The sequence below is a fragment of the Micromonospora sp. BQ11 genome (assembly GCF_052068135.1).
Taxonomy (GTDB): domain Bacteria; phylum Actinomycetota; class Actinomycetes; order Mycobacteriales; family Micromonosporaceae; genus Micromonospora.
The window spans coordinates 178,363-202,544 of the sequence record NZ_JBQHDB010000013.1 but is presented as its reverse complement, the minus strand read 5'-3'; the positions used below and the strand labels follow the sequence as shown (position 1 = coordinate 202,544).

Genomic DNA, 24,182 nt, shown 5'->3' with positions numbered 1-24,182 from the left:
CCCGGCCGTGCGCAGCCGGAAGGTGGTGATCGTGACGGCGCCGGCGCTCCACGGCACGGTGAGCGACGTGCTGGCCCTGTGCCGCAGCCAGCCGGCGAACGTCGCCGAGTGCAGGTACGCCGGGCGCAGCGGCGCGGGCAGGAAGTCGATGACCAGGTCACCGATGACGTGTTCGAACGCCAGGTCGAGAAGGGGGCCGCCGGGCAGCGCGGCGAACGGTCCGTGCCGGCGCAGCCAGTCGAAGCAGGGCACCCAGTCCCCGTCGCCCGCGCGGGGCGACAGCCGGGCCAGCAGCGGTGCGGCGAACGCGTCGCCGAGCGCCTCGCGGTCCTCGGCGACGACGAGGACCCGGCCGCCACGCCGGGCGAGGGCCTGGGCGTCGGATCCGAAGTGACGGGTCACCAGCAGCACGTCGTCGCCTGACTCCCTGAGGGTCGGCACGCCGAGCTGCGGGAGCCACCCGGCGAGCACGTCGTCGTCGACGCGCACCGGCCGTTGCCGCTCGGGGGGCGGGGCGAGGACCGCGACGTCGGCCGCGTCGCGTGCCAGCAGCGCGGTGCCGGTGTGCAGCTCGGCGCGTACGGACGCCAGGGCGGGACCGGCGGGCATCCGCAGCCGGGCGGTCACGGACGAGCGCCGGTCGGCCGGCACGGACAGCTGCCGCGCTGCCGCGCCGTCGACGCTGAGCAGGACCGTCCACGCGGTGTCCGGCATGCCCCCGGGGGGTGGCACGACGTCGACGGTGACCTCCAGTTCGGCGTCGGACAGGCAGGCGTGGGCGATCGGTCGCAGGACCACCGCGCACGGCCCGTTCATCAGGGCGAGTTCCCCGGTGAACAGCCGCGGTCGTCGGTCCATGTCGAACAGCCCGTTGGCCTCCCACTGCACGTCACTGAGCTGGGTCAGCACGTAGCCGGCGATCTCCGGCCGGCGGCGCAGCGACCCGATCTGGTACCGGATGCCGAGCAGTTGCTGCCGTTGGACGGCCTCGACGAACGCGCGCCAGGACCCGAAGACCTCGCCGAGACCGAGCCGCTCGAAGCGGGAGACCAGGCCGCTGGCGTGCGCGGCGCCGAACGCCCAGTCCTGGCCGGCCTCCGCCCACCACGGCTCGGCGCCGTCGTGCGCGGTCGTCTCGGTGACGTCGGGTAGGCCCCAGTTGCCGAATTCGGAGACGACCAAGGGCTCCTCGCCCGTGCGTCGCGCGTCACCGTACGGGCTGAACGTCCAGGCCGGACGCTGGACGAATGCGTCGACCCAGGCGTCCCAGCTGGCCCGCCGCTCCGGGATGCCCCGGTAGACGTGGTAGTCGTCGAGGTCGGTGCGGACGTGGAAGTTGGGTTCGCACGGGGAGTTGTCGACCACCAGGGTGCCCGGCGCCAGGTCGACGGCATGGCGCCAGGTGCGTCTCAGCCAGGCCCGTTGCTCGGCGTCGCGCAGGTCGACGCCCCAGGATTCGTTCACGACTGTCCAGACGGCGATCGACGGATGGTGGCCGTCGGTGTCGATCATCTCGGTCAGCAGGGACTCGGCGGCGGCCGTCGAGCGAGGGGTGAACCGCTGCCAACTCGGCAGCTCAGCCCACACCAGCAGGCCGAGGCGGTCGGCCACCTCGAAGTAGGCGGGGTCGGGGCGTTTGATGTGGCAGCGCAGCAGGTTGAAGCCGAGCCGCTTGGCCTCGCCGAAGAGCTGCTCCAGTTCCTCGCGGGCACGGGGGCGCAGTTCGCTGCCCGGGTGGTAGTCCTGGTCCAGGACGCCGCGGATCTCGATCGGTTCGCCGTTGAGCAGGACGCTGCCGTTCTTGGTGGCGATCGTGCGGAACCCGGTGGTGACGGTCGTGGCGTCCAGCAGGTCACCGTTGGCGTACAGCTCGACCACGACGTCGTACAGGTGGGGGTGCTCGGGCGACCAGAGCCGCGGGCCGGCGACGACCGCGTCGAGCGCCACGGCGTCGTCGTCCGCGTCGTCCGCGTCGGGCTCGCGGCTCGTGGACCGGGCCACCACAGTGCCGCTGCCGTGCTGGCGGACGACCAGGTCGACGCGCGTACCGGTCGCCGGCGGGCCGGCGAGGGTGACCCGGGCGGCGACCCGGCCGGTCACCGCGTCGGCACGCACCCGGGCCCGGGCCACATGCCGGGGCGGGCGGCACTCCAGTGTCACCGGCTGCCAGATCCCGGCGTTGCTGCCGTACCAGGTCTGCTTGCCGTGCGGGGTCTCCTGCAGGCCGGCCGCCCCGGTGTCCGTCGCGAGCAACGGCGGATACGAGACGACGACCTCGACCACCTCGTCGCCGCCGGTCAGCAGGCGCCGGTCGAGCGGCACCTCGAACGGCGTCCAGCCGCCCTCGTGGCGACCGACCACGGTGCCGTTGAGGCTCACCTCGGCGGCGTGGTTGACCGCGCCGAAGAGCAGCACCAGCACACCGTCGGCCGGCCAGGCGGCCGGGACGGCGAACGGACGCGCGTAGCGCACCACGCCGCTCGCCTGCTCGCACCCCGGCACCTGCAGGGTCCAGGAGCCGGGGACGTCGACCTCCACCTCGTCGCGACCGGCGTGGCCGGGAACATCGAGCAGGCGCAACCGCCAGCGACCGTCGAGGGGGAGGCGGGACCGACCGGATGACGACACGTGACTTCTTCTCCCGGGATGACGGATGTGCGGCGGGGACGTGCCCGGCCGGCCCGCGTCCCGCGGGCCGGCCGGGCACGGGGCGCTACTTGGCGAGCAGCGTGTCGATCTGGCGGTTGGCCTCGGCGAGGGCGGCGTCGGGCGACGTGCCCTGGAACCAGATCGAGTCGATCTGGGCGATGAGGGCGTCGTTGACGGCCTTCCAGCTACTGACCGGGGGCACCGGGTTGGCGTTCGTGGTGCCGGTGGCGACATAGTTGGCCCGCTGCGGCGCCTTCTGGTACTCGGGGCTGTTGAGCACGGAGGTCCGGGCGGCGAGGTGGCCGGTGTGGATCGCCCAGTCGCCGGAGTGCTCGTACAGGTAGGTCGCGAACTCCAGCGCGGCCCGCTGGCGAACCGGGTCGGGCTGCTTCTGCCGCGGGATTACCCACATGTGCGAGTCGCCCCAGATGGCAGGCTTGCCGTACAGCGTCGGGAAGTCCGCGACCCGGTAGGTGAACGGCGCCTCCTTGGTGTACTGGTCTACCACCCAGGTGCCGTTCATCAGCATGGCGGTCTCACCCTTGAGGAACGCCTGCTGCGCGGCGTCGTAGGTCTGGTCCGGGTCCGCGTACCTGCCGTTGAAGACCTTGCCCATGAAGTCCAGCGCGGTACGGGCCTGCGGGGTGTCCACGTTGGCCTTCGTGCCGTCCTCGCTCAGGATGCTGGCGCCCTGCTGTTCGACGAGGCTGCGCCACATGTGCACGCCGAGGCCGTCCTTGACCCGCGCGGTACCGAAGTACTTCTTGCCGGTCTTGGCGCTCACCTGCTCCGCCTGGGCGAGGAACTCCTCGGGTGACTTCGGCAGGGTCGGGTTGCCCTGGGCGTCGACCAGGCCGGCCCTGGTGAACAGGTCCACGTTGACGTGCACGAGGGCGGCGTGGATGTCGAACGGCAGGCCGTAGGTGCCGTTCTCGTACGTGACCGCCTGCCGTGCCGCCGGGGCGGCGTCGTCGATGTCGGCCTTGGTCACCGACAGCTGGTCGTCCAGGCGCAGCAGCAGGTTGCGCTTGGCGTAGTCCGCGACGCTGGAGCCGTGCATGACGGCCACGTCGGGCGCGTTGCCACCGGCGTAGGCCGCGTTGAGCGCGTCGTAGTAGGTGTTCCACTCCGCGCCGCCCAGGCGCTCGACGGTGATGTCGTACTGGTTCTCGGCGTTGAAGGCGTTGGTGAGGATCTGGATGGTTTCGCACTCGGTCGTCGCCTTGGACACGTCGGTCACGCCGGTGGTCGTGTTCTCGCAGTCGCCGAAGAACCGGGCCAGCTTGATCGTGGTGCCCTTGAGCTGCTCGGCGGTCACGCCAGCCAGCTCGGCGGCGCCGGCTCCATCGGCGGAGGAGCCGCGGTCGTCGCTGCCGCAGGCCACGAGCAGGCTGGCGGCGGTCATGGGGATCACGACGCGGGCCAGGAGGCCGCGCCGGACGGTCGTATGCATGGTTTTTCTCCCTTTGGCCCAGGACGGACCGTTGGAGTGAACGGGCAGGGTGGTTCAGGGCCGGACGTCCCGCGGTGCCCGGCCCTTCAGCGATGGGCGACGGTGCTACTTCTCGCCGCTGCCCAACGTGATGCCGCGAATGAGTTGCCGTTGGAAGAGCAGGAACAGCACGACCAGCGGCAGGCTGCCGACCAGACCCCGAGCCATGAGCGACCCGACCTCGGTGGCGGCGGCGAAGTTGGACTGCAGGGACGCCAGTCCGGTGGTGACCGTGAACATCTCCCGTTCGGTGGAGATGACCAGCGGCCACAGGTAGTCGTTCCAGGTGAGGACGAACGTGAAGATCGCGAGCGACGCCATCGCGGGCCGCGCGAGCGGCAGCATGATCGACCAGAAGATCCGCCACCGGCCGGCGCCGTCGACCCGCGCGGCCTCCTCGTACTCGCTCGGCACCCGGCTGAGGAACTGGGTCATGATGAACACCCCCAGGGGAAAGGCGATGCGCGGGAGGAACAGCGCCTGGTACGTGTTCTGCTGCCCAGTGTCGGAGAACATCAGGAACAGGGGCACGAACATCGCTTCCTTGGGCACCATGAGCCCGGCGATGACGAGGGCGAACAGCAGCCGCTTGCCGGTGAACCGGATCTTCGCGAACGCGTAGCCGGCGGTCGCGCAGAGCGCGACGGTCAGCACGGTCGCCGCGCTGGTCACGATGAGGCTGTTCAGGAACCAGCGCAGCATGTGCCCGACGGTGAAGACCTCGCCGAAGTTGTCCAGCGTGAACCCGTTGGGCACCAGGCCCACGGACTCACGCTGCAACGCGTCGTTCGGAGTCAGCGCCATCGACACCATCCACAGCACCGGTACGAGCCACACGAGCGCCGCCAGTGTCATGAAGACGTGGTAGAGGATGCGGCGCCGCCGTGGTCGCACGGCGGGCGGGGCGGTCGTCGCGACGGCCATCACGCCTCCCTCGACATGATCCGGAACTGGATCGCCGACACGACGGCCATGACGACGAACAGGAACAGCGACAGGGCGGCCGCGTAGCCCATCTCCAGGTTGCGGAACCCGGACTCGTAGATGTGTTGGATGAGCACCCGGGTGGAGTCGCCGGGGCCGCCGCGGGTCATGATGTAGACCTGCCCGAAGATTTGGAACGACGCGATGAGCTGCGTGATGGCCACCAGTACGGAGATCTGCCGCAGGCCCGGCAGCGTCACGTGCCGGAACTGCTGCCAGCGGTTCGCCCCGTCCAGCCCGGCGGCCTCGTACAGGTGGGGGTCGATGTCCTGCAGCCCGGCGAGGAAGAGCACCAGGTTGAAGCCGACCGACCACCACACGGTGGTCGCCACGATGCCCCACATCGCCAGGTCGGGACTGCTGAGCCAGGCGATCGGCTCAACGCCGAAGAAACCCAGGAACGGCGCGAGCAGGCCGCGGTCGGGGTTGAGCAGGAAGCTCCAGATCAGCGTGACGGCCGACACCGGCAGGACGTACGGCAGGAAGAACGCCGCCCGGTAGAACGCCGTGCCACGCTGCCGGCGGTGCAGTGTGAGCGCCATGAGCAGCCCGAGCCCGACCAGGATCGGCGTGGAGATCGCCGTGAACTCCAGGGTGTGCCGCAGCGAGGTCCAGAACGCGGCGTCGTTCCACCCTCCGCCGGCACCGGGGTGGAAGCCGAGCACGGCCGCCCCGAGTACGCCGGCGCCGCCGACGGCGGCGGTGGTGCCCGCGGGCGCCCCACGCCGGAGCCGTCGGGTGATCACGGCCGCGGTCACCGCGAGCACGAGCAGCCGCAGCCCCGCGAGGTGCCCGGTGCTCCAGGTCATCGCGGTGCCCCACAGCATCCGCCGGTAGTTGTCCAGCCCGACGAACTCCCGGGTGAAACCGAGCAGATCCCAGTCGTAGACGCTCATCCGCCCCGCCTGGACGACGGGCCACACCACGAACAGCGCGTAGACGGCGAGAAACGGGCCGAGGAACACCAGCCCGGTCGCGGCGTCACCGGTGCGCCAAGGCCGCTGACGGACCGTCGGAACGCCGGACGCGGCGGAGGCCGGCTTGCCGGTGTGCGGCGCGGTGACAGTCATCGAACCCGCATTTCTACGTAGCAAATGTGATATGGCTCATCATCAGCGCTTCCGGTGCGGCTGTCAATCGCTGACGGACGCGGACTCCACCGTGACCCCGCCCGCCGAGGTCGACCAGCGCCAGCCGACCCGGTCAACCGGCATCTACCTCTGGTTCCCGAAGATGACCGGCCGGCTTATGGACGAACGCCCCGGTAAGATCCACTCCTGGACGATGTTCATCAGCTTTCACGGCACGTTCCTGATCCACCACTGGCTCGGACGGAGGGCATGCCGCGCCGCTACGCCGACTACCAGGCGCAGGACGGCTTCACCTGGATGCACATGTTCTCCAGCATCTGGTCGTTCGTCCTCGGCGTCTCCACCCTGTTCTTCATCTAGAACGCGTGGTAGTCGTGGCGGTACGGGGCGAAGGTGGACGTTGACGACCCCTGGGGCTTCGGCAACTCGCTGGAGTGGGCCACCAGTTGTCCGCCGCCGCTGCGTAACTTCGACCGGAGGCCCCGGATCCGCTCGGAGCGGCCGGCCTTTGAGGCCAAGTACGGCCCGATGGTGGCTGACCTCGGCCGGGACCTGCCGCAGCGGGAGACCAAGCCGCCGCAGACGTTGGGCGACGAACTGTACCGTGAGCAGCCCGCGCCAGAGTCGCCGAGCGCTGAGGGTGCGTACGGACCCCGGGAGGTGACTGACTACCAGCCGGCACCCGAGTCCGGGGCGCGGTCGGTCCAAGTTCCGGATCCGGACCAGGTCCGGCGCCCCGCCTTCGACCAGACCGAGGAGCCTGGACGCGACCCGCTGGGTGGACGGCGCAGCCCCACCGACCGTGGCACCGAACGGTGGCGACGACCGGGGGCCGAAGACGACCAATGACGGGCATTGCGGGATTGCCCGGAAGGTCCACTGTTGGCACACGGGGCCACCAGAAGGACGAAGACGGCAGGCGAAACGCCGCGCGGGCGGCGCTGCCTGCCGCCCTGGCGTAGTCAGCATGATGGCCTCGAATGCGACGGCGGACGCGGTGGTGAACCACCGCGTCCGCCTGGTAGCTGATTACTGGCCCGCGTCTACGTCGGTTAACGGCGCAGGAGGGGCTTCGTGCGAGTGAAACTCTGGATGCCGTACTGGCCAGAGCCGGCGGTCCGCTGAACTGCTGGGGCCATGGCATCCCTTTCGGTCGACGATCATGCAGTCAGCCGGCAAACCAACGGCCCGTGCGACGGGCGACGCGCCGGTCCCGGGGAGGCGGTGCCGTCGGTGTCGGGTACGGCGCCGGGGAGCGTTCCGTTTTCGGTGAGGGTGCGGGCCACGTCGACGATTTTGGTGTTGGTGTTCTGGCTGGCGCGGGTCAGCACGGCGAACGCCTGGTCGGCGCTCAACCGATAGCGTTCCATCAGGATGCCTTTGGCCTGGCCGATGGCGTCACGGTTCTTCAGGGCTGTCGTCAGGTGTTGCGCGTTGTGTGCTCCGGCCAGCGCGACCGCGGCGTGGGTGGCGAACAACAGGGCGATCTGCTCGGCGTCGTCGTCGAATGCGTGTGGGTCGCGGGAGTACAGGGTCAGCACGCCCAGGTCTTCTCGACGCACGTACACCTGCACCGCGAGCATGCTGCCCACACCGATCTGCGCGGCCCGCGCTGCGAAGCGCGGCCACCGGGTATCTGCGGCCATGTCGTCGACGCGGACCGTGCGGTGCTCGCGCAGCGACGTCATCGCCGGGCCTTCGCCGGTGTCATGCTGGGCCTGGTCAATGTGTGACACCACCTGATCAGTGACGACGATTGCGGCTGCTGGCTGCCTGGACGTCATCGAGAGCCCGGCGTAGGTGGCGCCGGGGACGGTGTCGACGGCTACGGCAACGATCGCCTGCGCCGTCGCCTCGGTGTCGTCGAGATCGTGCAACGAACGGGCCAGCGCGCCGAAGCGCATCACGACCGCCTCCGCGACGGGGGGACCTGATGACAGGCGATGTCGGTCTTCGTTCCCGTTGGCGGCCTCGGCGTCGATCTCGCGCTGGTCGGCGCCGCGCTCACGGGAGCGGGTCTCGTGCTCGCGGTTATCGAGCAATCGCCGCGGGGCGTCAGCGTCCGCCTTGCGGCTTGTCCATTGTCGTTCACGCCGGTCGAGGTCCTGCTCACGTACTTCGACGGTTCTCCGCTGGGCAGCGCTCAGCGTGCTGTCACGCACGGATTGGTAGGGATCGGTGTCGGTGTGCGGCGCGGACATCGCCGTCGCGGATGCGGCGACTCCGGTGTCGATCGTCCGCTGTTGCTGATCACGGTCGGCGGCATCTGACCCGATGGCGTGCCCGTGCGCGGCGGCTGAGGAGGCACGGTGCCCGCTGGTCATGTGAGATAAGCCGATTCTGCGTTGTCGAAGACGACGAGTTCGTCGACGCGGGTGGCGGTCAGGATCACCCGGATCATCGGTGTCGCGTGGTGAAGATGGGTGGACGCGCTGGGGGCTGCGGCGTGCAGACCGATGAGGAAGTTCGCGAGAAGAGACCCGGCGAAGGTGATCCCGGCAAGGTCGATCGCCACGCTGCCGGGGGCGAGTTCCCGCACTCGGTTGATGGCGTCGTTGAGCGCCGCTTCAGCGCCCATCTCGACGGCGCCGACAAGTCGGATCGACAGCGTTTTGTCGTCTCGAACAGCGGTGATGGTGACGGCGCACGGACGTTCGGATACGGCGAGCATGGCGTTCACCCCTTGGACCAGTGGCAGCGAGTTGCGACTGCCGTGGTCTGGGGCAGCGTCCGTCGTCGGACAGTGCGATCAGCGTAGCGGACACCACCGCGGGTGGGAGCTCTGACGGTGAAGCAGATCAATCATTCGCAGGGCCGGGCCGCCGCCGGGAGGCGAGGGGGCTGCGACCGGCGTACCGTGGTCTTGTTAGTCCACGTTCGGACACGCTGCTGCTCTGGTCCTCGGCAGTTCCCGGGTCAGGGAGAGAGGCAGCTATGGACAGTCGTACCCATCGAGCCGCCATCGCCGGGCGTGACGACGGGGCAGGTCCACGCCGTGGATGAGCGGATAGAACGTGTCATGCGGTTGGTCGCGAACGAGCTGACGCGCCGTGACGACGGTGCCGGTGTCGCCGGGCACCTGCGGCGGTTGTGCACCGCCGCAGGCCGGTCGCTGGCCGCCTCCGGCGTCGGGATCAACGTGATGGCCGAGAGTGGGATGCGCGGAGTGGCGGCGGCGTCCGAGCCGGCCTACGGATGCCTCGAGGAGTTGCAGTTCACCCTCGGCGAAGGCCCGTGCCTGGACGCGTTCACCACCCGCGAGCCGGTGCTGGTGCCCGACCTCGCCGACGGGGCGATGAGCCGCTGGCCGGGCTACGCACCTGCCGTCTACGAGCGGGGCATGCGGGCGGTGTTCGCATTCCCGTTGCAGATCGGCGCCGCGCGTCTCGGGGCTCTCGACGTGTTCCGCCTCGAGCCGGGTCCACTGTCGGGTGAACAGTTCCGTGAGGCACTGACGTTCGCCGACCTGGCGGTCACGGCACTGCTCGACGGGCAGGCACAGGCAGCGCCAGGGTCGGTGGCCGACGGCCTTGACGAGGTGATGGGACAGCGGGCGGAACTGTTCCAGGCACAAGGCATGGTCTCGGTGCAGTTGGGCATGTCGTTGGCGGACGCGTTGGCTCGGCTGCGTGCCCATGCCTACGCCGAGAACCAGCCGCTGGGCGAGGTCGCGCGCGACGTGGTGGCGCGAACTCTCAGATTTGACAGTGACCAGTCGTGACCGCCGTCGGCACGGTATCCGGGGAAGGGCGGTAGGCCACCATGTCCACTGTTTCCGCTGAGCGGCTCGCGACGGTGTTCGTCGAGGTCGCCGACACGCTCGTCGACGACTTCGATGTCATCGAGTTCCTGCAGATGCTCACCCAGCGCGTGGCAGGACTCTTCGACACCGGGGAGGTCGGTCTGATGCTCGCCGACCACCGAGACCGGCTGACCTTCATGGCCGCCTCCGACGAAAGCGCCCGGCTGATGGAGGTTCACCAGCTGCAACACGACGACGGCCCGTGCCTGGACGCGTACCGCACCGGGCGGCCGGTGACCAACGTGAACCTCGCCGCCGCCACGGACCAGTGGCCCAAGTTCGCGCCTCGCGCCACCCAGGCCGGCTTCGAGTCGGTGCACGCGTTTCCGCTGCGACTACGTAGACAGGTCGTCGGCGCGATGAGCGTGTTCGGCAGGGCCGACGAACTCGACGACACGGACACCAAGATCGTGCAGTCGCTGGCTGACGTCGCCGTGATCGGGCTCCTGCAGGAACGCGCCATCCGCCGCGGTGAGGTCCTCACCGAGCAGTTGCAGGGGGCGCTGAACAGCCGGGTCGTCATCGAACAGGCCAAGGGAATCATCGCGCAGCACCGTGGTGTGAGCCCCGACGAGGCGTTCAACCTGATCCGCGGTTACGCCCGCAACAACAACCGGCGCCTCAGCGACGTCGCCCAGACCATCACTACCGACCTAGCCAGCCTCGGCGGTCTCCAGCGCCCGTAACGGTTGGTCAGCGTCTTGAAGGTGGCAAGGTATACCGCAGCAGCGACAGGATCGGGTGCGGGACAGCGCGGGGAGTATGCAAGGGGCTGACGATGGTGAACACCGCGCGTTCGGTGAGGTGCAGGCGGCGGCGGAAGGGTTCGAGCATCTGCCGTTCATCGCAGTGGTAACCGACGGCCCGCAGATGCGGACGGCGGCTTTCAACGCCGCGGCGCGGGCGATAACGGAGAACCGCATCGTCTACGGACAGCCGATTCTGGAAACGTTCTCCAAGGAGCTGATGAGCCAGGGATGGGCGGAGGCGTACGCGGCCCCTACCCTGACCGGCGCGACGATCACCCGCGACGAGCACCGTCTGCAGGTTCACCAGCCCGACGGGTCGGTGATGGAGATGTACCTGGATGTCGTCCTCGGCCCCCTCCCCGACCAGGACGGGCACCCGCGCGGGACGGTCATGATCTGCCGCGACGTCACCTCACGCGTGCAGCAGCGCACGGCGGCCGAGCATGAGCTAAAGGAGTTGCGAGAGCGGTACGCGGCCGTCCGAGGCGGTGTGCGTGCCATGCAGCGCGCTCTACTGGCCGACTCGGTGCCGGTGCTACCCCGTTTCGACGTCGCCGCCCGCTACGTGCTCGCCGCCGACGAGCAGGCCGCCGGTGGTGACTGGTTCGACGCGGTGGCCTGCGAGAACGGCTCGGTCGTACTCGTCGCCGGCCACGGCCAGGCCGCCGCCGTCGCGATGGGACAACTACGCAGCGTCCTACTCTCCCAGTTGCGCGCCGGCAGCGGTGTCGTCGACGCCATCCGGTTCCTCGACCGGTTCGCCGTCACCGTTCCCGCCGCCCGCCGCGCCACCGTCTGCATCATCCGTATCGAGGAGAACGGCGACGTCGAGTACTGCGCCGCCGGGCACCCACCACCGCTCGTACTGGCCGCCGACGACGCTGACACCCGATACCTGGCACCCACCGGCGCCGGACCACTGGCCACCGGGACACAGTTCCCCACCGGCACGGCCCACCTCGACGCCGGCGAGGCGATCGTCTGCTACAGCGACGGCATCCTGGAACGCCCCGGCACCACCCCGATGACAGCGGCGCTGGAGCTGCGCACCACCGCCAGCAACGCCCAACGCAACGTGATCATGCCCGCCGGGGCGCCCACCAGCGCCGCCGAACGCATCTGCACCCTGACGATCGAATTGCTGACCCGCACCAGCGGGTACACCGACGACATCACCATCCTCGCGCTGCAACGCCAGCCCGCCGTGGCCAGCCGCGACGTGCGGCTGGACGTGACACCCGACGCCGCGCAGCACGCCCGCGCCGCCCTGCGAGCCTGGCTGCACGACGTCGAGCCGAGTCCGGACGATGTCGGCGCGCTGGTACGCGCCACCACGGAACTGGTCGCCAACGTCATCGACCACGCCTAACTCGGCGCAGTCCCAACCCTTCCGGCTCACCGCACGGCTGGAACGCGGCAGCACCATCTCGGATAGGTCGTGTCATGACCGAACAACCACATTCAGGGCGGTACGCGACGAGGCACGGACGCTTCGGGACGCTCTGCCGCCCTTCACCGGCTTGATGCTGAAATGAATCCGGGATTACGCAGAAAGCATTGTATGATTAGCGCATGCTGTATCGGACACCCGAGCTCGCCGATGACGACAAGCGCGTGCTCGGTGAACTGGACACGATGCGAGACAACCTGCGGTATCAGATCGCCGAGCCGCACCGCTGGACAGGACAACTCCGACGCACCCTGATCGCCCACGCCATCCAGGGCTCCAATTCGATCGAGGGCTACCAGGTGTCCCTGGACGACGCAGCCGCGGCCGTCGTCGGCGACGAACCGGTAGAGACGAACCCGCAAACCTGGGAGGTCATCACCGGCTACCGGGACGCCCTGACGTACGTGCAACAACTCGCCCGCGCACGCGAGTTCACCTGGCAACACATGCTGCTCAACGCGCTGCACTTCATGATGCTCCGCCATGACCTCAGCAAGTGGCCGGGCCGCTTCCGTCCAGGAGACATCCACATCGACGAGGCGCACACCGGTCGACGCGTCTACACCGGGCCAGACGCCGACGACGTCCCGTCGCTGATCTCCGAACTGATCGACTGGCTGGCCAATGGCGAACCAGAGACCCCTCTACTCGTGCGGGCCTCCATGGCCCACCTGAACCTGGTCAAGATCCACCCCTGGCGGGACGGAAACGGCCGAATGTCGCGTTGCCTACACACCCTCGTACTCGCCCGCGACGGTGTCCTCGCCCCGGAGTTCTCCTCCATTGAAGAGTGGCTCGGCGTCGGCCGGAACACCTACGCCTACTACGACGCGCTCGGTGACGTGGGCGGCCCAACCTGGCAGCCCGATAATGACACCAGCAAGTGGATCCAATTCTGCCTGAGCGCCCACCACCAACAAGCCCAACTGGTCCGGCAACGCCTCGATCAGGCCGCGCATCTCTGGGACCTGCTCGACACCTGGGTCCGGCGCCACGGGCTGCCCGAGCGGGTCGTCAGCGCCCTACACCTCGCCGCGACCGGCGGCCGAGTACGCCGCACCGTCTATCAGCGCGACGAGAACCTCACCGACGACCAAGCAACCCGCGACCTTCGCGCCCTCGTCCGGGCGGACATGCTCGAACAGCACGGCGAGACCCGAGGCAGGTTCTACCTCACCTCGCCGACACTGCGCGACCTCGCCGCCCCCGCGCTGCGCCCAAAGGAAATCATCGACCCGTACCGACGGTGAGGCGCAGGCCCCGGCACTGCAAGTCTGCGACGGTCAGCGCGCCGCGAACGGACGCCAATTCCTGTCAACCGGAATTGGACCCATGCGGCCGGTCGCAGCCAAGCAGGCATTCCAACACACACAGCATTTAGGGCTAAATAGGCACAATAGGACAGTTAATCTGTCCTATTGTGCCTATCCACGAAATTTGGTGTCCGAGGGGGGATTCGAACTCTTGTACGTATCATATGAGCACCATTCTGGGGTGCACATGCTCATAGATTACGGTACGGCCAGGGTTGGCTCAAGCCCGCACGCTCGTTACCGTCCGTAAGTACGCATAGCAGTTCGGGCGCATAGGGCCGCCGCTTGTCAGCCGCCTCGTTCCATTAACCGAGTGACCGAGATGAAGGCGTAGCCATAAGCTGGAGGCGACCCGCATGCGTCCCGACGAGTCTCAGTCGGTCGGCGCTGACGATACCCCGTATCGCTCGCGTTCTTCGGCAGTCAGCGCACGTGGTTCTCGGTCTTCGACTGGGGCTTCGCGTGGTCATCACATACGTCCCAGCTTAGGGTTCTGCCGTCGTCGATCAGACTATTTTGAGTACTCTCGTAGCAATTCAGAAACGGTCGGGGAACCACAATCTTGGACGCAAAGTCCGCCTCATGTAGCAAAGGTTGCTTCTGGCCCGCGCCGACGTCGCGCTCCAGCATCAACCGGATCAGTGATCCGACTAGGCCCGGCTCGTCAAGCACGTCACCGTTAGAGATCTTTTCGAGGGAGCCAACAGCGTTTGCTGCGCATATGGGACGTAGGTATATTCGGAGCCACCCACACGACAAGACCTTCCCAGTCCTATGATTTGCAGGAGGCGTCTGCCAGCCTTTTACCTCGATGTCGGGGATGAGGGTAATGCTATCTTGCGGTGCCCGAATACGACCTCCGTCTGATACTAGACGACGTCAAAGAGCATTCGAGCCCAGGATTCGTCCGTAGCAGAACCGCAGCGCGGCACTCGGCCCATGAACGCCAGAGGTCAGTTTTGCAACAGGTGACCCCGTTCCGAATCGGTGATCATGGTGGTATGAGGCCGGGCGCGGCCTTTCGGTGATCATCAGGTGTCGAGTCTGGGAAGATAAAGAGGACCGCGCCCGTTGAGATCATCATCGCTGATTGGTGTGCTCGCGCCGCACGCGGATCTTCGTTGTACCGCCAATGCCACCTGGCGGGGTATTTGGCACCCTCCCCACAACCTGCGCGCCTGCTTGTACTTGCGACACATCCATCGCCAGTCGCTACACCATCGCTTCCCGTCGAGGTCGAGTAACGCTTGTCGCACTGGTTGAGTCGTAGAGGTACGCCTCGCACCACCTACTCAGGCTCCACGTAAGGTGCCCTCAGATCACACATGCGCCTTGTGTCGCTCAAACAGGCGTCGAGCGACTGCCGCCGACACGAACGTGAGTGCAGCCATGACATCCGCCCAAATCAACGGGAGCTCGCCTTCGAACGCGGTCAGGTACCCGGACAACCACGTTGCGATCCAACAAATAAAGGGGATCGAAGTTGCCACCCTCGACCAGCGATGGCCGCCATCCCGCCAACCCGACGTCCCCTGCCGCTGCCGTACGCTCCGGTAATTCCACCATTCCCACAGAGAGACGCCGGCGGCTACCATCACCCAAACAAACGCGAAGCCGCCAAGGCTGAAGTCCCGTGGCGGCTTCGCGCCGTGTAGCCAGGTCATCACAAGCACCAGTACGTGCCCCAAGGTGACCGTGGCGACCAGCCCGAACAGTTGCCCCCACCAGCCTTGGTGCCATCCCGGCCCAGCATCCGATGCCGCGCTGTGACCATTATCCGCGCCGCCGCGCCTGAAAAGCATGGGAAGCATGGGAAGCATGCTAACGAATCGCATTTACTTTCTCAACAATCCTTTCGGTCAACTCCGAGCGAGGCTGCGAACAGCTCGATCGCCAACCCCTGGCCCGGACGCCTCCCTCGTTCAGCACGTACAACGCTCCACTGAACGAGGGAGGCGCACAGAGTCCTACTCTCCCGCTCGGGCAGAACTAGCCGTCGCAGACACGAAGCAGTCGGAAGTCACACCCATCCTCGGTTCTTGGCGAACTTGCTAGCCATGCCGCCGAAACAACCGCCAGCGGCCCACCAGGGCGAGAATCTCCTGAAGGCATTCTTGATATAGTCGGTGCCAGCGGTGATCGCGGCACCGACTCCACAGGCCCGGGCGTACCTCCACCTGCCAGCCCACGCCTTTTTACCCCAGTACTTACCCTTACCCGAGGCCCATTTTCCTGCAGCGCGGCCTTTGGTCTTGGCCCACTTACCTCCGGCGCGAGCCTTGCGCCAAGAATACTTGGCTCCTTTTATCCCGTATACCAGCCCACGAGCACTATGAACGCCGGCCCAGTTCCAAGCCCTCCCAACGTAGCCGGTCGCGCGCCCGAATCCGCCACCGATCGCACGCGCAGCTCGGGAACACCAGTTGCCGAACTTGCAAAGCCTTGAGATCCTCTTACCGTCAAGATCTTCCTGGTTGGCGGGGTCTGCGCAGGTGTATTCGTAGGCGTTGCAGCTGCCGCCGTAGATGGGGTCGACCTGGAGGAAGCGGCCGGTGGTGGTGTTGTAGAGGCGGACGCCCATGAGGATGATGCCCGACGGTGTGTCCGCGGCGCGCTGTTTGGCGCCGAGCCAGCCGTAGCGCTGCGTGCCGATCTCGCCCGAGTTGCGCGGTGTGCCGTACTCGTTGGCTTCGCTGGTGCGGGACAAGCCTTCCTCGTCGGCGTGGATCGCGGCGACCAGGTCACCATGCAGGTTGGTGATCTGCCAGTCGACCTGCCCGCTCTCGCTGTCGAAGATGCCTGCCATCGCGGACAGACCGGTGACTGGCCGGGTGAACAGGTCCACCGTCTCCTGCGTCCACGACGGGCTGTCCTCGTCCCCGTCGTAGTGGTGCACCGACTGCACCGGGGTACCGCTGGCGTTGTCGGTCCAGGACCGGACTCGCTCCCCGGTCACGTCCAAAAGGTAGTCGGTGGTCCGGCTGCCTTGGGTGATGGTGTTCACGAGGTCCGTCGAGTGGTACGTGATCGTGACGTTTCCGCCCGACGTGGCGGCGGTGTCGATGGCGGGCACCGTCGTCGTCCGGCCGAGGGTGTCGTACACGTAGCCCGTGGTGTTGATCCGGTCGGCGGTGTCGTACGTCCACGTCCGGGAGGACGCTGCGGTTGTGCTCTGGCATGCTCCGTCGGTGCCAGGGCCGTAGGCGGTGGTTGAGGTGCGGTTCGACGAGGTGCTGAACCCGTACGACCGGGTGGTGCACTGCCCGCCGATGGTGTCCCTAATGGAGGCCAGGCGGCCAGCCTGGTCGTAGGTGTAGCTCTGCTCGGACAGGCTGGACGAGCGCTCCCGCCACTGGCCGTGCGCCGATTCGGCGACCGACTCGGTGTAAAGGGTGCAGTCCGGTGTCGCCGCGCAGCCCGGTTTGGTGTAGGTCAGGCCGATTTGCGTGCCGGTCTCGTCGGTCTCCGTGGCGACCTGGACTCCGTTCGGCCACGTCTCCGACGTCAGCGTGCCGTCGGCGTCGTAGCTGCCCGAGAAGTTACCAGCCTGCGAGTCGCTGACGGAGGTGAGCAGGCCGCGCCGTTCGGTGCCACCGTCGTAGGTGTAGGTCCGGGTGGCCTTGCCGTCGTTGCTGGTCGCAGGTCGGCCGAGCAGATCGTAGGTGGTGGTGGAGGTGACCCCGTCGGCGTCGGTGTAGGACGTCTGCCGGCCCAGGCCGTCAAAGCCGGTCACCACCTGCGCGGTAGCCAGTCCGCCGACGATCGACTGTACGCGCAGCAGCCGTCCGGTCGCCTGTTCGTAGACGTTACGGGTGATCGGCACCGCAGTGCCGAGGCCCGACGCCGCCACGCTGGTCTCGTAGGCCCGACTCGCACCGTCGTAGGTCGTGGTGGTCGTGCGTAGCGTGCCGGCGCTGGTCTTCTCGGTAGTCACCCGTGGCTGGTTGTGCATGTCGTAGGTGGTCACCGCGGTCGGCAGCTCCGGTCCGCTGGCGGCCTGCCCGCCGGGCTGTACCCGGCACGGCAGGTTCGCCCACTCCGGCCGCAGGTCACACTCCGCGTAACCCGATCCAGAGGTGGCCCGGTAGTAGATGGTCTTGCGGGTCGCGGGCGTGGTGGTGCTGGTGCCGCCGGCCGGCGCGGTCGTGGAGGTGACCAGACCAGTGATCGCGTCGTACGCGGTCCGGGTCGTCTGGGCCAGGCCCGCCGGGTCCACCGTCACGACCGTCGGTTGGCGTAAACCCCAGTCGTACGCGGTGGTGGTGGTCCGGATGTCCGCATCGCTCTCGACGCCGGCAGCCGCGTCCCAGATCCGAACGCCGGCCTCCTGCCTGGTAACCAGGTTGTACGGCCCGCCCGTCGTGGGAGCGCCCTCGTCGTAGGTGTTCCTGGCGAAACTGCGCCCGCGCATGACGACACCGTCCGACAGCATGACGTCGTGCTCTGGTTCCAGCGTGTTGGTGAGCCGCTGGCCGTCGGCGGAGTAGATGTTGAGCGTGGAGAAGGTGCGAGCGAGCATGCTTTCCGCCGCCGCGTCGTCGGTCGTGCTGGCGTTCAGGGCGCGGGCGCGGTTGCCGGGGGTAACGGTCCGGATCGTGTTGCCCCACTGGTCGTACCAGGTGGCGCTGATGTGACCGCCGGGGGCCGCGATGTTCACCTCCCGGGCGTTCGCGTCCAGGTAGGTCACCGTGGCCCGCTCGTAGGACGACGGCAATGTGCCGGCGGCCGGGTCACCCGTCGGCACCTGGTTGGCCGGGAAGACGGCCGTGGCGTCGGTCGGCGCCTCGGTCTGCGCCCACCGGCTGGTCTGCGTCGGGGACAGGTCATAGGGTGCGCCCGTGCCGGAGACCGGCACCTTGTAGACCACCGTCTGCACGGCAGTGCCGGCGGTCAACGCCGACCGGGTCACCTTGTGCAGTCGCCCCGCTCCCGGGTCACCGGGAATGGTGACGTAGGAGAGCTGCCACGGCTCTTCGCCGACCGGCTTGATGGCGCTGAGTACGCCACCAGCGGTGTAGTCGTAGGTTTCCCGGAGCTGCCGCACGGTGCCGGCGTCGTTCCAGTCGAGCCTCGGGTCCCAGGTAGCGCGCAGCCGGCCCGCGTTGTCGTAGGCGTAGCGGGCCATCGGCACGGTCCGCATCGCCGGAGTGGCGAGGTCCGGATCCCAGGCGGTGAAGGAGATCTCCTTCACCCGTCCGACCCGGTCGCCCCACTGGGCTTCGGTGGTGCCGGTCGCGGTGGTGGTCGTGGCGTAGGTAAGCGTCAGCGCCCGACAGCCGCGCGTCAGCGTGGCGCAGTTCACCCCGTCGGCGACGGGTGCCAGCATCCGGGTCGGCCGGACCACCTCCTTGCCGTCGACGGTGGCCTTCTCCCAGCTCAACGTTGTGGTCTGGTTGCTGCCCGGGACGGTCACCGAGGTCGGGAAGTACTTCCCGGCGGCGGTTGCGGTGACGCGGGTGAACAGCACCGTGTTGCCGTCCTCGTCGGTCAGCGCGTACGAATCGCCGGTGGCGTTGTAGGTCAGCTTGAGGAACTCCATCCCGATCTCCGGATCGAAGACCGTAGCGGTGCGCTTGGTGAAGCCGACCGTGTCACCTTCCGGCAGGCCGACCTGCACCAGCGAGCCGTAGACGGTCAGCGACGTGTACGGCGACTCGGCCTCCTCGACCACCGCACCGGACACCCAGCCCGGCCCGAACATGTTCGCCGCGTCCGTCTCAGCCGCCCGCCGGGTGTTGTAGGAACGGGTGACGGTCAGGTCGCTGCCGAACGAGTCCACGGACACGTCGGTGTCGGACACCGTGTAGTTGCCGGTGATCAGGTTGACCGAGCCGGGGCCGAATTCCTGCGCCGCCGCCGATGCCTGGTCCCGGTCGAAGCTGAACTTCACCGGACTGGCGGTGCCGCCGGTCCCGCCGGTGAAGGTGCCTCGCACCTGCAGCGGCCCGTTGCGCGGGATCGACTCGGCGTCAGCGGCAATCAGGGTGGCCTCGACGTCCCAGTTCAGCTTCGGGAACGCCCCGCCGCCACTGGTCGGCACCGGCCAGGTCACCGCACCACCGCCAGCCGCAACGGTCACATGGCCGGTCGGGATGTTGGCCCACGCGTCGGCGTCACCGCGCCGCCACTGGTAGGTGACCCCGGTGGCCGCCGCCTGGCCCACGCCCATGAAGGCGACCTTCGCCGCGGTGATGTCACCCTCCTTCGGGGAGGTCACCGCGCCGGAGCCGACGTTGAAGGTGTACGTCCGGATCGCCGACTGGTTGCCGGCCCGGTCCCGCGAGCGCACGTAGAGCGTCTGCGGACCGTCCGTCGTGGGAGTGATCGACACGGTGGCACCACCACCGAGGCTAGCCGCGTTCACCGTCTGATTCGGGGGGTTGACGTTGAGGCCGTACTCGTAGGCCGACACGTCCGTCACGCCAGAAGCGCCGAGGGTGAAGCTCCCGGCCGTTCCGGCCGTTCCGGCCCACTCGCCCGCGGGGTATGCGGTCGACGACACCGTCGGCATCGCCGACGGTGCGGTCGTGTCCACGCGCATCGCGCAGAAGTTCGACCAGGTGCCGTCGGCGAGGCCGTCGTTGCCCCGTACCCGCCATGAGTAGGTACTGCCCTCGGTGAAGGCGCCCGCCGGCACCGACGCCGCCAGCCACGACCCCGACGCGCCGGGACCAACCGTCATGCCACCGATGCGCGTGCCACCACCGGTCAGCCACTCGAACTCGGCCCGCACCTGCGCGCCCTCGGCATCACTGATCTGCGCCCGCAACTGCGGCGTCTTCGTGTTCACGTACGGTGTGCTGGAGCCTGTCGCACACGGCAGTGACGGCACTGTCGCCCGCGCCGTCACCGTCGGCAGCGACTGGTACGTCAACCTGACATACGGGGCGTTCGCCCCCTCCGACGAGTGGAACCTCTTCCACCCGTAGCTGTCGGTCTCCGACGTCGCCCGCAAACCGATGGTCACCGTGCAACACGTCGCACCCGTGGCGTGGTCAACGAACCCGCCCGTCGCCGACGAACTAACCCAGCCGCCCGCGCAACTACTGTTGTAGCCCTTCGTCGCCGAGGTGTAGCCGAGCAGTCCCCGCCACTCGGGCTGGTTGGTCCACCGCGTGGCCGGACCAGCCGCCAACGTCTTCCACGTCTCCCACTGCCGCCCGCTGCACGAGTATGAGTAGTGATTCCACAGATAGATAGTCGCGGCCTGCACATGCTTACCCTGCAGCCAGTCCAGGTCACCGAACCGCACGAACGACCGGGCCTTCAACGCCCCACCGTTGGACGTGCCCAACTTCAACTCCGTCGACGCCGACTGATCCGAGGTGTAGTCAGTCTGCACGAACGCGTCGAAGTTCGGGCTGAGGTTCACCGCCGGATCAATGGTGACCGGAAAGACCGTCTTCGGATCGGTCAACCACTCCTCGTCCGGAGTCAGCGACAACGCCAGGCGGCCAGCCTTCGCCTCGCCTACCTTCTTGCCGACCTTGGCTACCCGTATCCGCTCACCCGACGCTTGGTCGACCTGCGCGTCCCACATCAACGGCTCTGGAGAGACCCCCACGGTGGTGCCACGCTTGTCGCGGATCTCGAACCCGCCCCGCTCGTCGTCAACGACGCTCAAGCCCACACCACGCAACGGCAACGACACATTCCGCACCTGCGCCACCGCCGCCCGATCCTTTACGACCAGGAACTGCTCGAACCCGGTACGGGTGGACTCCACCACCAGATCGACACCCGGGCGCACCTCCGCGTACGTCGCCCGAGTCCCCTCAACGGTCGGCGCCGGCAGCACACCCGACCAGCGCAACGACACCCGCTCGTCAGCGCTTCCCACGGACACCAGATCGTGCTCCCCGGCTCCCGCAGGACCGGACAGTCGCAGACCAGCCGGATGCGACCGGGCCACCACCGACCCATCCGGCTGCGGCGCGAGAGCGAAATCAACCGGCTTCCACTTCCCCGTCCCCTCGTCGCGGATACGCACCGGACCCGCGTGGACCTCCGCCTCCACCAGGCCGTCCGGCAACGCCCAGAACTCCGACGTCTGCGACGTCATCCCCGTGATGCGAACTCGCTTACCCGTCAGACGGGCCGTCGCCACCGCCGCCGCCTCATCGGGACGCTCCAAAACCTGCGGACTCGGCGCCGCCTGCTGAACAGGCGCCGACGCTGACGCCGCTACCGGCTCCGGCCGTACCCAATCCGCCATCGTCGCAGCCAGCACCGCCGACATGCCGACCGCAACCACACGGCCCAGCCGGCCACGCGACAACCGCGGAATCCCCGATCTGCTACCCCACAATGTCCTACCTGGCTCCACTGACCCTCCTCCGAGAAGTAGCGATCAGACAACAGGCAGTTACATGGCCGATCATCAACCAACAAGGTTTTCAATCCGCCAATCGGTGGTTGCGCCATTGGTGGAAGTTCCACCGAGAACGTCGGATGCCCCTCTAGCTGCACAGACGTCACCGTAGACAGCGAATCAGTGAGATCTATCACTAAAAGGCCAGCATCCGATTCGGACCGACCTCGCCCCGCCGACACGAAGCCGGCATCAGCCCGTCATCCTTACGTCAGAAGGCTGCCACCCCCGCATGAGCGGCTGAACTCGATCCACCGCTGATATGACGCGACCGGTCTCCTTCGACAGGCAGCGAAGCCGGCTGCTGCCGGGCGCGGCAGGCGGGCGCTTGAGCCCAGCGTGCTGGGATCGGCTCGGCCGTTCGTCATGTCGCCTCTGCGCTGCGCAGCACGTCGTGGTGGTGGCCGGCCCGGTGGAGTCGGTGTGCCCGGCGTAGGCGCGGGCGATGCCGTAGCCGAAGTGGCGTTCGACCCAGGTCAGGGTGGTGTGGCGCAGCCAATGGGTGTGAATGCCCTGGGCGGCCACCCACGGCAACCGCTCGCCGATGCGTTTCCACAGGTGATCGTAGCGGCGGCTGGTGATCGCCTGCCCATTGCGGTAACGCAACAGACGGTCGGTGGGCAAGACTGCGCCACGCGTGCGGGCATGTTCATCGAGGTGGGCGGCGAGGTCGAGGGTGATCGGCTGCCAGCGCAGGGTGGCACCCCTCTCGGTCAGCCGGACGAGCCCGCGGTCAATGTCCAGGTCGGCCAGCCGTAGCCCGAGCGCTCCACCGCGGCGGCAGGCGGTCTCGGTGTGCAGCCGCAGCAGCAGCGCGTCGAGGAGGAGGTCGTTACCGCTCCTGTGAGCAGCACGGTTGATCTGTTCGAGCTCGTCGGGAATCAGCGCACGGCGGGTGCTCGGTAGTCGGCGAGGCTTGACCACCCGGTGGGCGGGACTGGCGGCGGCGTCGATCAGCCCATCAGCGATGGCCCGGTTGTAGACGGCGCGAGCGGCGGCGATGACGTGCTCACCGGCGTGCCAGCCGCGGCGACTGTTACGCCGCGACCAGGGCGGTCGCGGCGATCTGTCGCTGCATCGCCTCGATGTCGCTGGCGACGACGGCGTCCAAGGGCGGTCGCCCCACACGGCGGTCCATGCGGTTCCAGTAGGTGCCATACGTGCGGCGGGCACCCGGCCCGGCTGCCGCGACGACGTGGGGCAGGTACTCGGCGAGGGTCGGCAGGCTCGGACCGGGCTCGGCCTGCAGATCGGCGAGGGTGACGCCCAGATGGGCCAGCAGTTGCCGGGCGGCAGCGACACGGGGGGCCCGGCCACGGTGACCACCCCGACCAGCAGACCGACCAACACGCCGGTCAAACCCAGTTGCACCCGTGCCGACAGGCGAAGCCCGACCAGGTTCGCCGCGTACGCCGCAGCCAGCAGCGCTACCGCCATCGCGGCGGTCACCGACCCTGAGGCCCCAACTGCGGCGGCGGTGTAGCGGGCGCCGGCGATGGCGCCCGCCACCACCCCTGCCGGCACCGCCGCGTACAGCCAGCAGCCGACCACGGCGGCGGCGCGGTCGCCGAAGGCGCGTTGGGTGAACGCGGCGACGCCGCCGGCGTCGGGGTAGCGGGCTCCCAGGGTTGCGAACGACGTCGCGATCAGCGCGGACACACACAGCAGCGCCGCCCACGCCACCAGCGACGCAGGTCCCGCCGCACGCACCGCCATCGCCGGTAGGACCAGCACTCCGGGACCGAGGACGGCGCCGACGCACAAGGCCGCGCCCCGCGCGGTGCCGATACCGCCGGTCACCGCTCTTCCCTCGGATAGGCACATCCGCCGTCGGGACGAAACCGGTCGGCCAGGACCGCGAGCGCGGCGGCGAAGTCGTCCTCGCGTGGCATGCCGGGAGCGGCGAACAGCTGCGCCTGTCTGGCCTCGACCTGACGCCGCAGCGTCCCCGCCAGCGCCGCACCAGATGGCGTGGGCCGTACCACCACGCGCCGCTGGTCATGCTCATGCAGCTCACGCCGCACCAGGTTCCGATCGCTCAACACAGCGAGGGCGCTGGTCAGGGTGGCCCGAGCGATACCGGCCTGCGCCGCGATGTCGGGAGGTTCGATCACCTGTCGGGCGCAGACCAGCACCAGCACGTCGTAGGTCGTCCACGTCATCCCCGCCTCGCGCAGCACCGTGCGCTCCAAAGACGCACGCACAGTGTTGGCGGTGCGGCACAGCTGCGCCACCGCATCTGACCCCGCCCGCCGGGCGACGCGCCCTGTCACCGGGGGTC

General features: G+C 68.3%; 14 protein-coding genes and 1 pseudogene. 5 read left to right on the top strand and 10 right to left on the bottom strand.

The genetic code is table 11. The features are described 5' to 3' along the window. The 4 genes from ACTMSW_RS24995 to ACTMSW_RS24980 all read right to left on the bottom strand — a co-directional run. Nucleotides 1–2,628, bottom strand: a 2,628-nt coding sequence (locus ACTMSW_RS24995) for a glycoside hydrolase family 2 protein (protein ID WP_441183119.1), incomplete at its 3' end; no start/stop codon positions are given. Nucleotides 2,629–2,713: 85 nt separating this feature from the next. Further along, on the bottom strand, nt 2,714–4,102 hold the full coding sequence (locus ACTMSW_RS24990; protein WP_441183118.1) for an extracellular solute-binding protein: 1,389 nt from the start codon (nt 4,100–4,102) through the stop codon (nt 2,714–2,716). A 105-nt stretch (nt 4,103–4,207) separates the two neighbouring features. Continuing rightward, nucleotides 4,208–5,065: a carbohydrate ABC transporter permease gene (locus tag ACTMSW_RS24985; RefSeq protein WP_441183117.1), complete on the bottom strand. Its 858-nt coding sequence runs from the start codon at nt 5,063–5,065 to the stop codon at nt 4,208–4,210. After that, nucleotides 5,065–6,195 (bottom strand): carbohydrate ABC transporter permease, encoded by a 1,131-nt coding sequence (locus ACTMSW_RS24980; RefSeq protein ID WP_441183116.1) that lies wholly within the window; start codon nt 6,193–6,195, stop codon nt 5,065–5,067. Before ACTMSW_RS24980 ends, ACTMSW_RS24985 begins: the two co-directional genes overlap by 1 nt. A gap of 139 nt (nt 6,196–6,334) precedes the next feature. Here ACTMSW_RS24980 and ACTMSW_RS24975 point away from each other — a divergent pair. After that, nucleotides 6,335–7,065: pseudogene (locus tag ACTMSW_RS24975) on the top strand (cbb3-type cytochrome c oxidase subunit I); the annotation flags it as partial. Between the two features lie 311 nt (nt 7,066–7,376). Here ACTMSW_RS24975 and ACTMSW_RS24970 read toward each other — a convergent pair. Then, nucleotides 7,377–8,540, bottom strand: coding sequence for an ANTAR domain-containing protein (locus ACTMSW_RS24970; RefSeq protein ID WP_441183115.1), 1,164 nt, complete (start codon nt 8,538–8,540; stop codon nt 7,377–7,379). Beyond that, nucleotides 8,537–8,896: an STAS domain-containing protein gene (locus ACTMSW_RS24965; protein ID WP_441183114.1), complete on the bottom strand. Its 360-nt coding sequence runs from the start codon at nt 8,894–8,896 to the stop codon at nt 8,537–8,539. Before ACTMSW_RS24965 ends, ACTMSW_RS24970 begins: the two co-directional genes overlap by 4 nt. A 291-nt stretch (nt 8,897–9,187) precedes the next feature. Between ACTMSW_RS24965 and ACTMSW_RS24960 the strand changes: the two genes are divergently transcribed. The 4 genes from ACTMSW_RS24960 (at nt 9,188) to ACTMSW_RS24945 (ending at nt 13,467) form a co-directional block, all read left to right on the top strand. Beyond that, complete coding sequence (locus tag ACTMSW_RS24960; RefSeq protein WP_441183113.1) at nt 9,188–9,937, top strand: GAF and ANTAR domain-containing protein; 750 nt, start codon at nt 9,188–9,190, stop codon at nt 9,935–9,937. 41 nt (nt 9,938–9,978) lie between these two features. Continuing rightward, nucleotides 9,979–10,704 carry an ANTAR domain-containing protein gene (locus tag ACTMSW_RS24955; protein ID WP_441183112.1) on the top strand — a complete coding sequence of 242 codons (726 nt, stop codon included), beginning with the start codon at nt 9,979–9,981 and terminating at the stop codon, nt 10,702–10,704. 76 nt (nt 10,705–10,780) lie between these two features. Beyond that, complete coding sequence (locus ACTMSW_RS24950; protein WP_441183111.1) at nt 10,781–12,136, top strand: SpoIIE family protein phosphatase; 1,356 nt, start codon at nt 10,781–10,783, stop codon at nt 12,134–12,136. A gap of 203 nt (nt 12,137–12,339) precedes the next feature. Next, complete coding sequence (locus tag ACTMSW_RS24945) at nt 12,340–13,467, top strand: Fic family protein (protein ID WP_441183110.1); 1,128 nt, start codon at nt 12,340–12,342, stop codon at nt 13,465–13,467. A gap of 1,382 nt (nt 13,468–14,849) precedes the next feature. Here ACTMSW_RS24945 and ACTMSW_RS24940 read toward each other — a convergent pair. The 4 genes from ACTMSW_RS24940 to ACTMSW_RS24925 form a co-directional block, all read right to left on the bottom strand. Then, complete coding sequence (locus ACTMSW_RS24940; protein ID WP_441183109.1) at nt 14,850–15,341, bottom strand: hypothetical protein; 492 nt, start codon at nt 15,339–15,341, stop codon at nt 14,850–14,852. Between the two features lie 209 nt (nt 15,342–15,550). Beyond that, entirely contained in the window at nt 15,551–21,592 is a 6,042-nt protein-coding gene (locus ACTMSW_RS24935; RefSeq protein WP_441183108.1) for a DNRLRE domain-containing protein, read from the bottom strand. Nucleotides 21,593–22,093: 501 nt separating this feature from the next. Beyond that, nucleotides 22,094–23,701, bottom strand: a complete 1,608-nt coding sequence (locus ACTMSW_RS24930; protein WP_441183107.1) for an amino acid permease — start codon at nt 23,699–23,701, stop codon at nt 22,094–22,096. Then, nucleotides 23,698–24,135, bottom strand: coding sequence for a MarR family winged helix-turn-helix transcriptional regulator (locus ACTMSW_RS24925; RefSeq protein WP_441183106.1), 438 nt, complete (start codon nt 24,133–24,135; stop codon nt 23,698–23,700). Before ACTMSW_RS24925 ends, ACTMSW_RS24930 begins: the two co-directional genes overlap by 4 nt. Nucleotides 24,136–24,182: the final 47 nt, after the last annotated feature.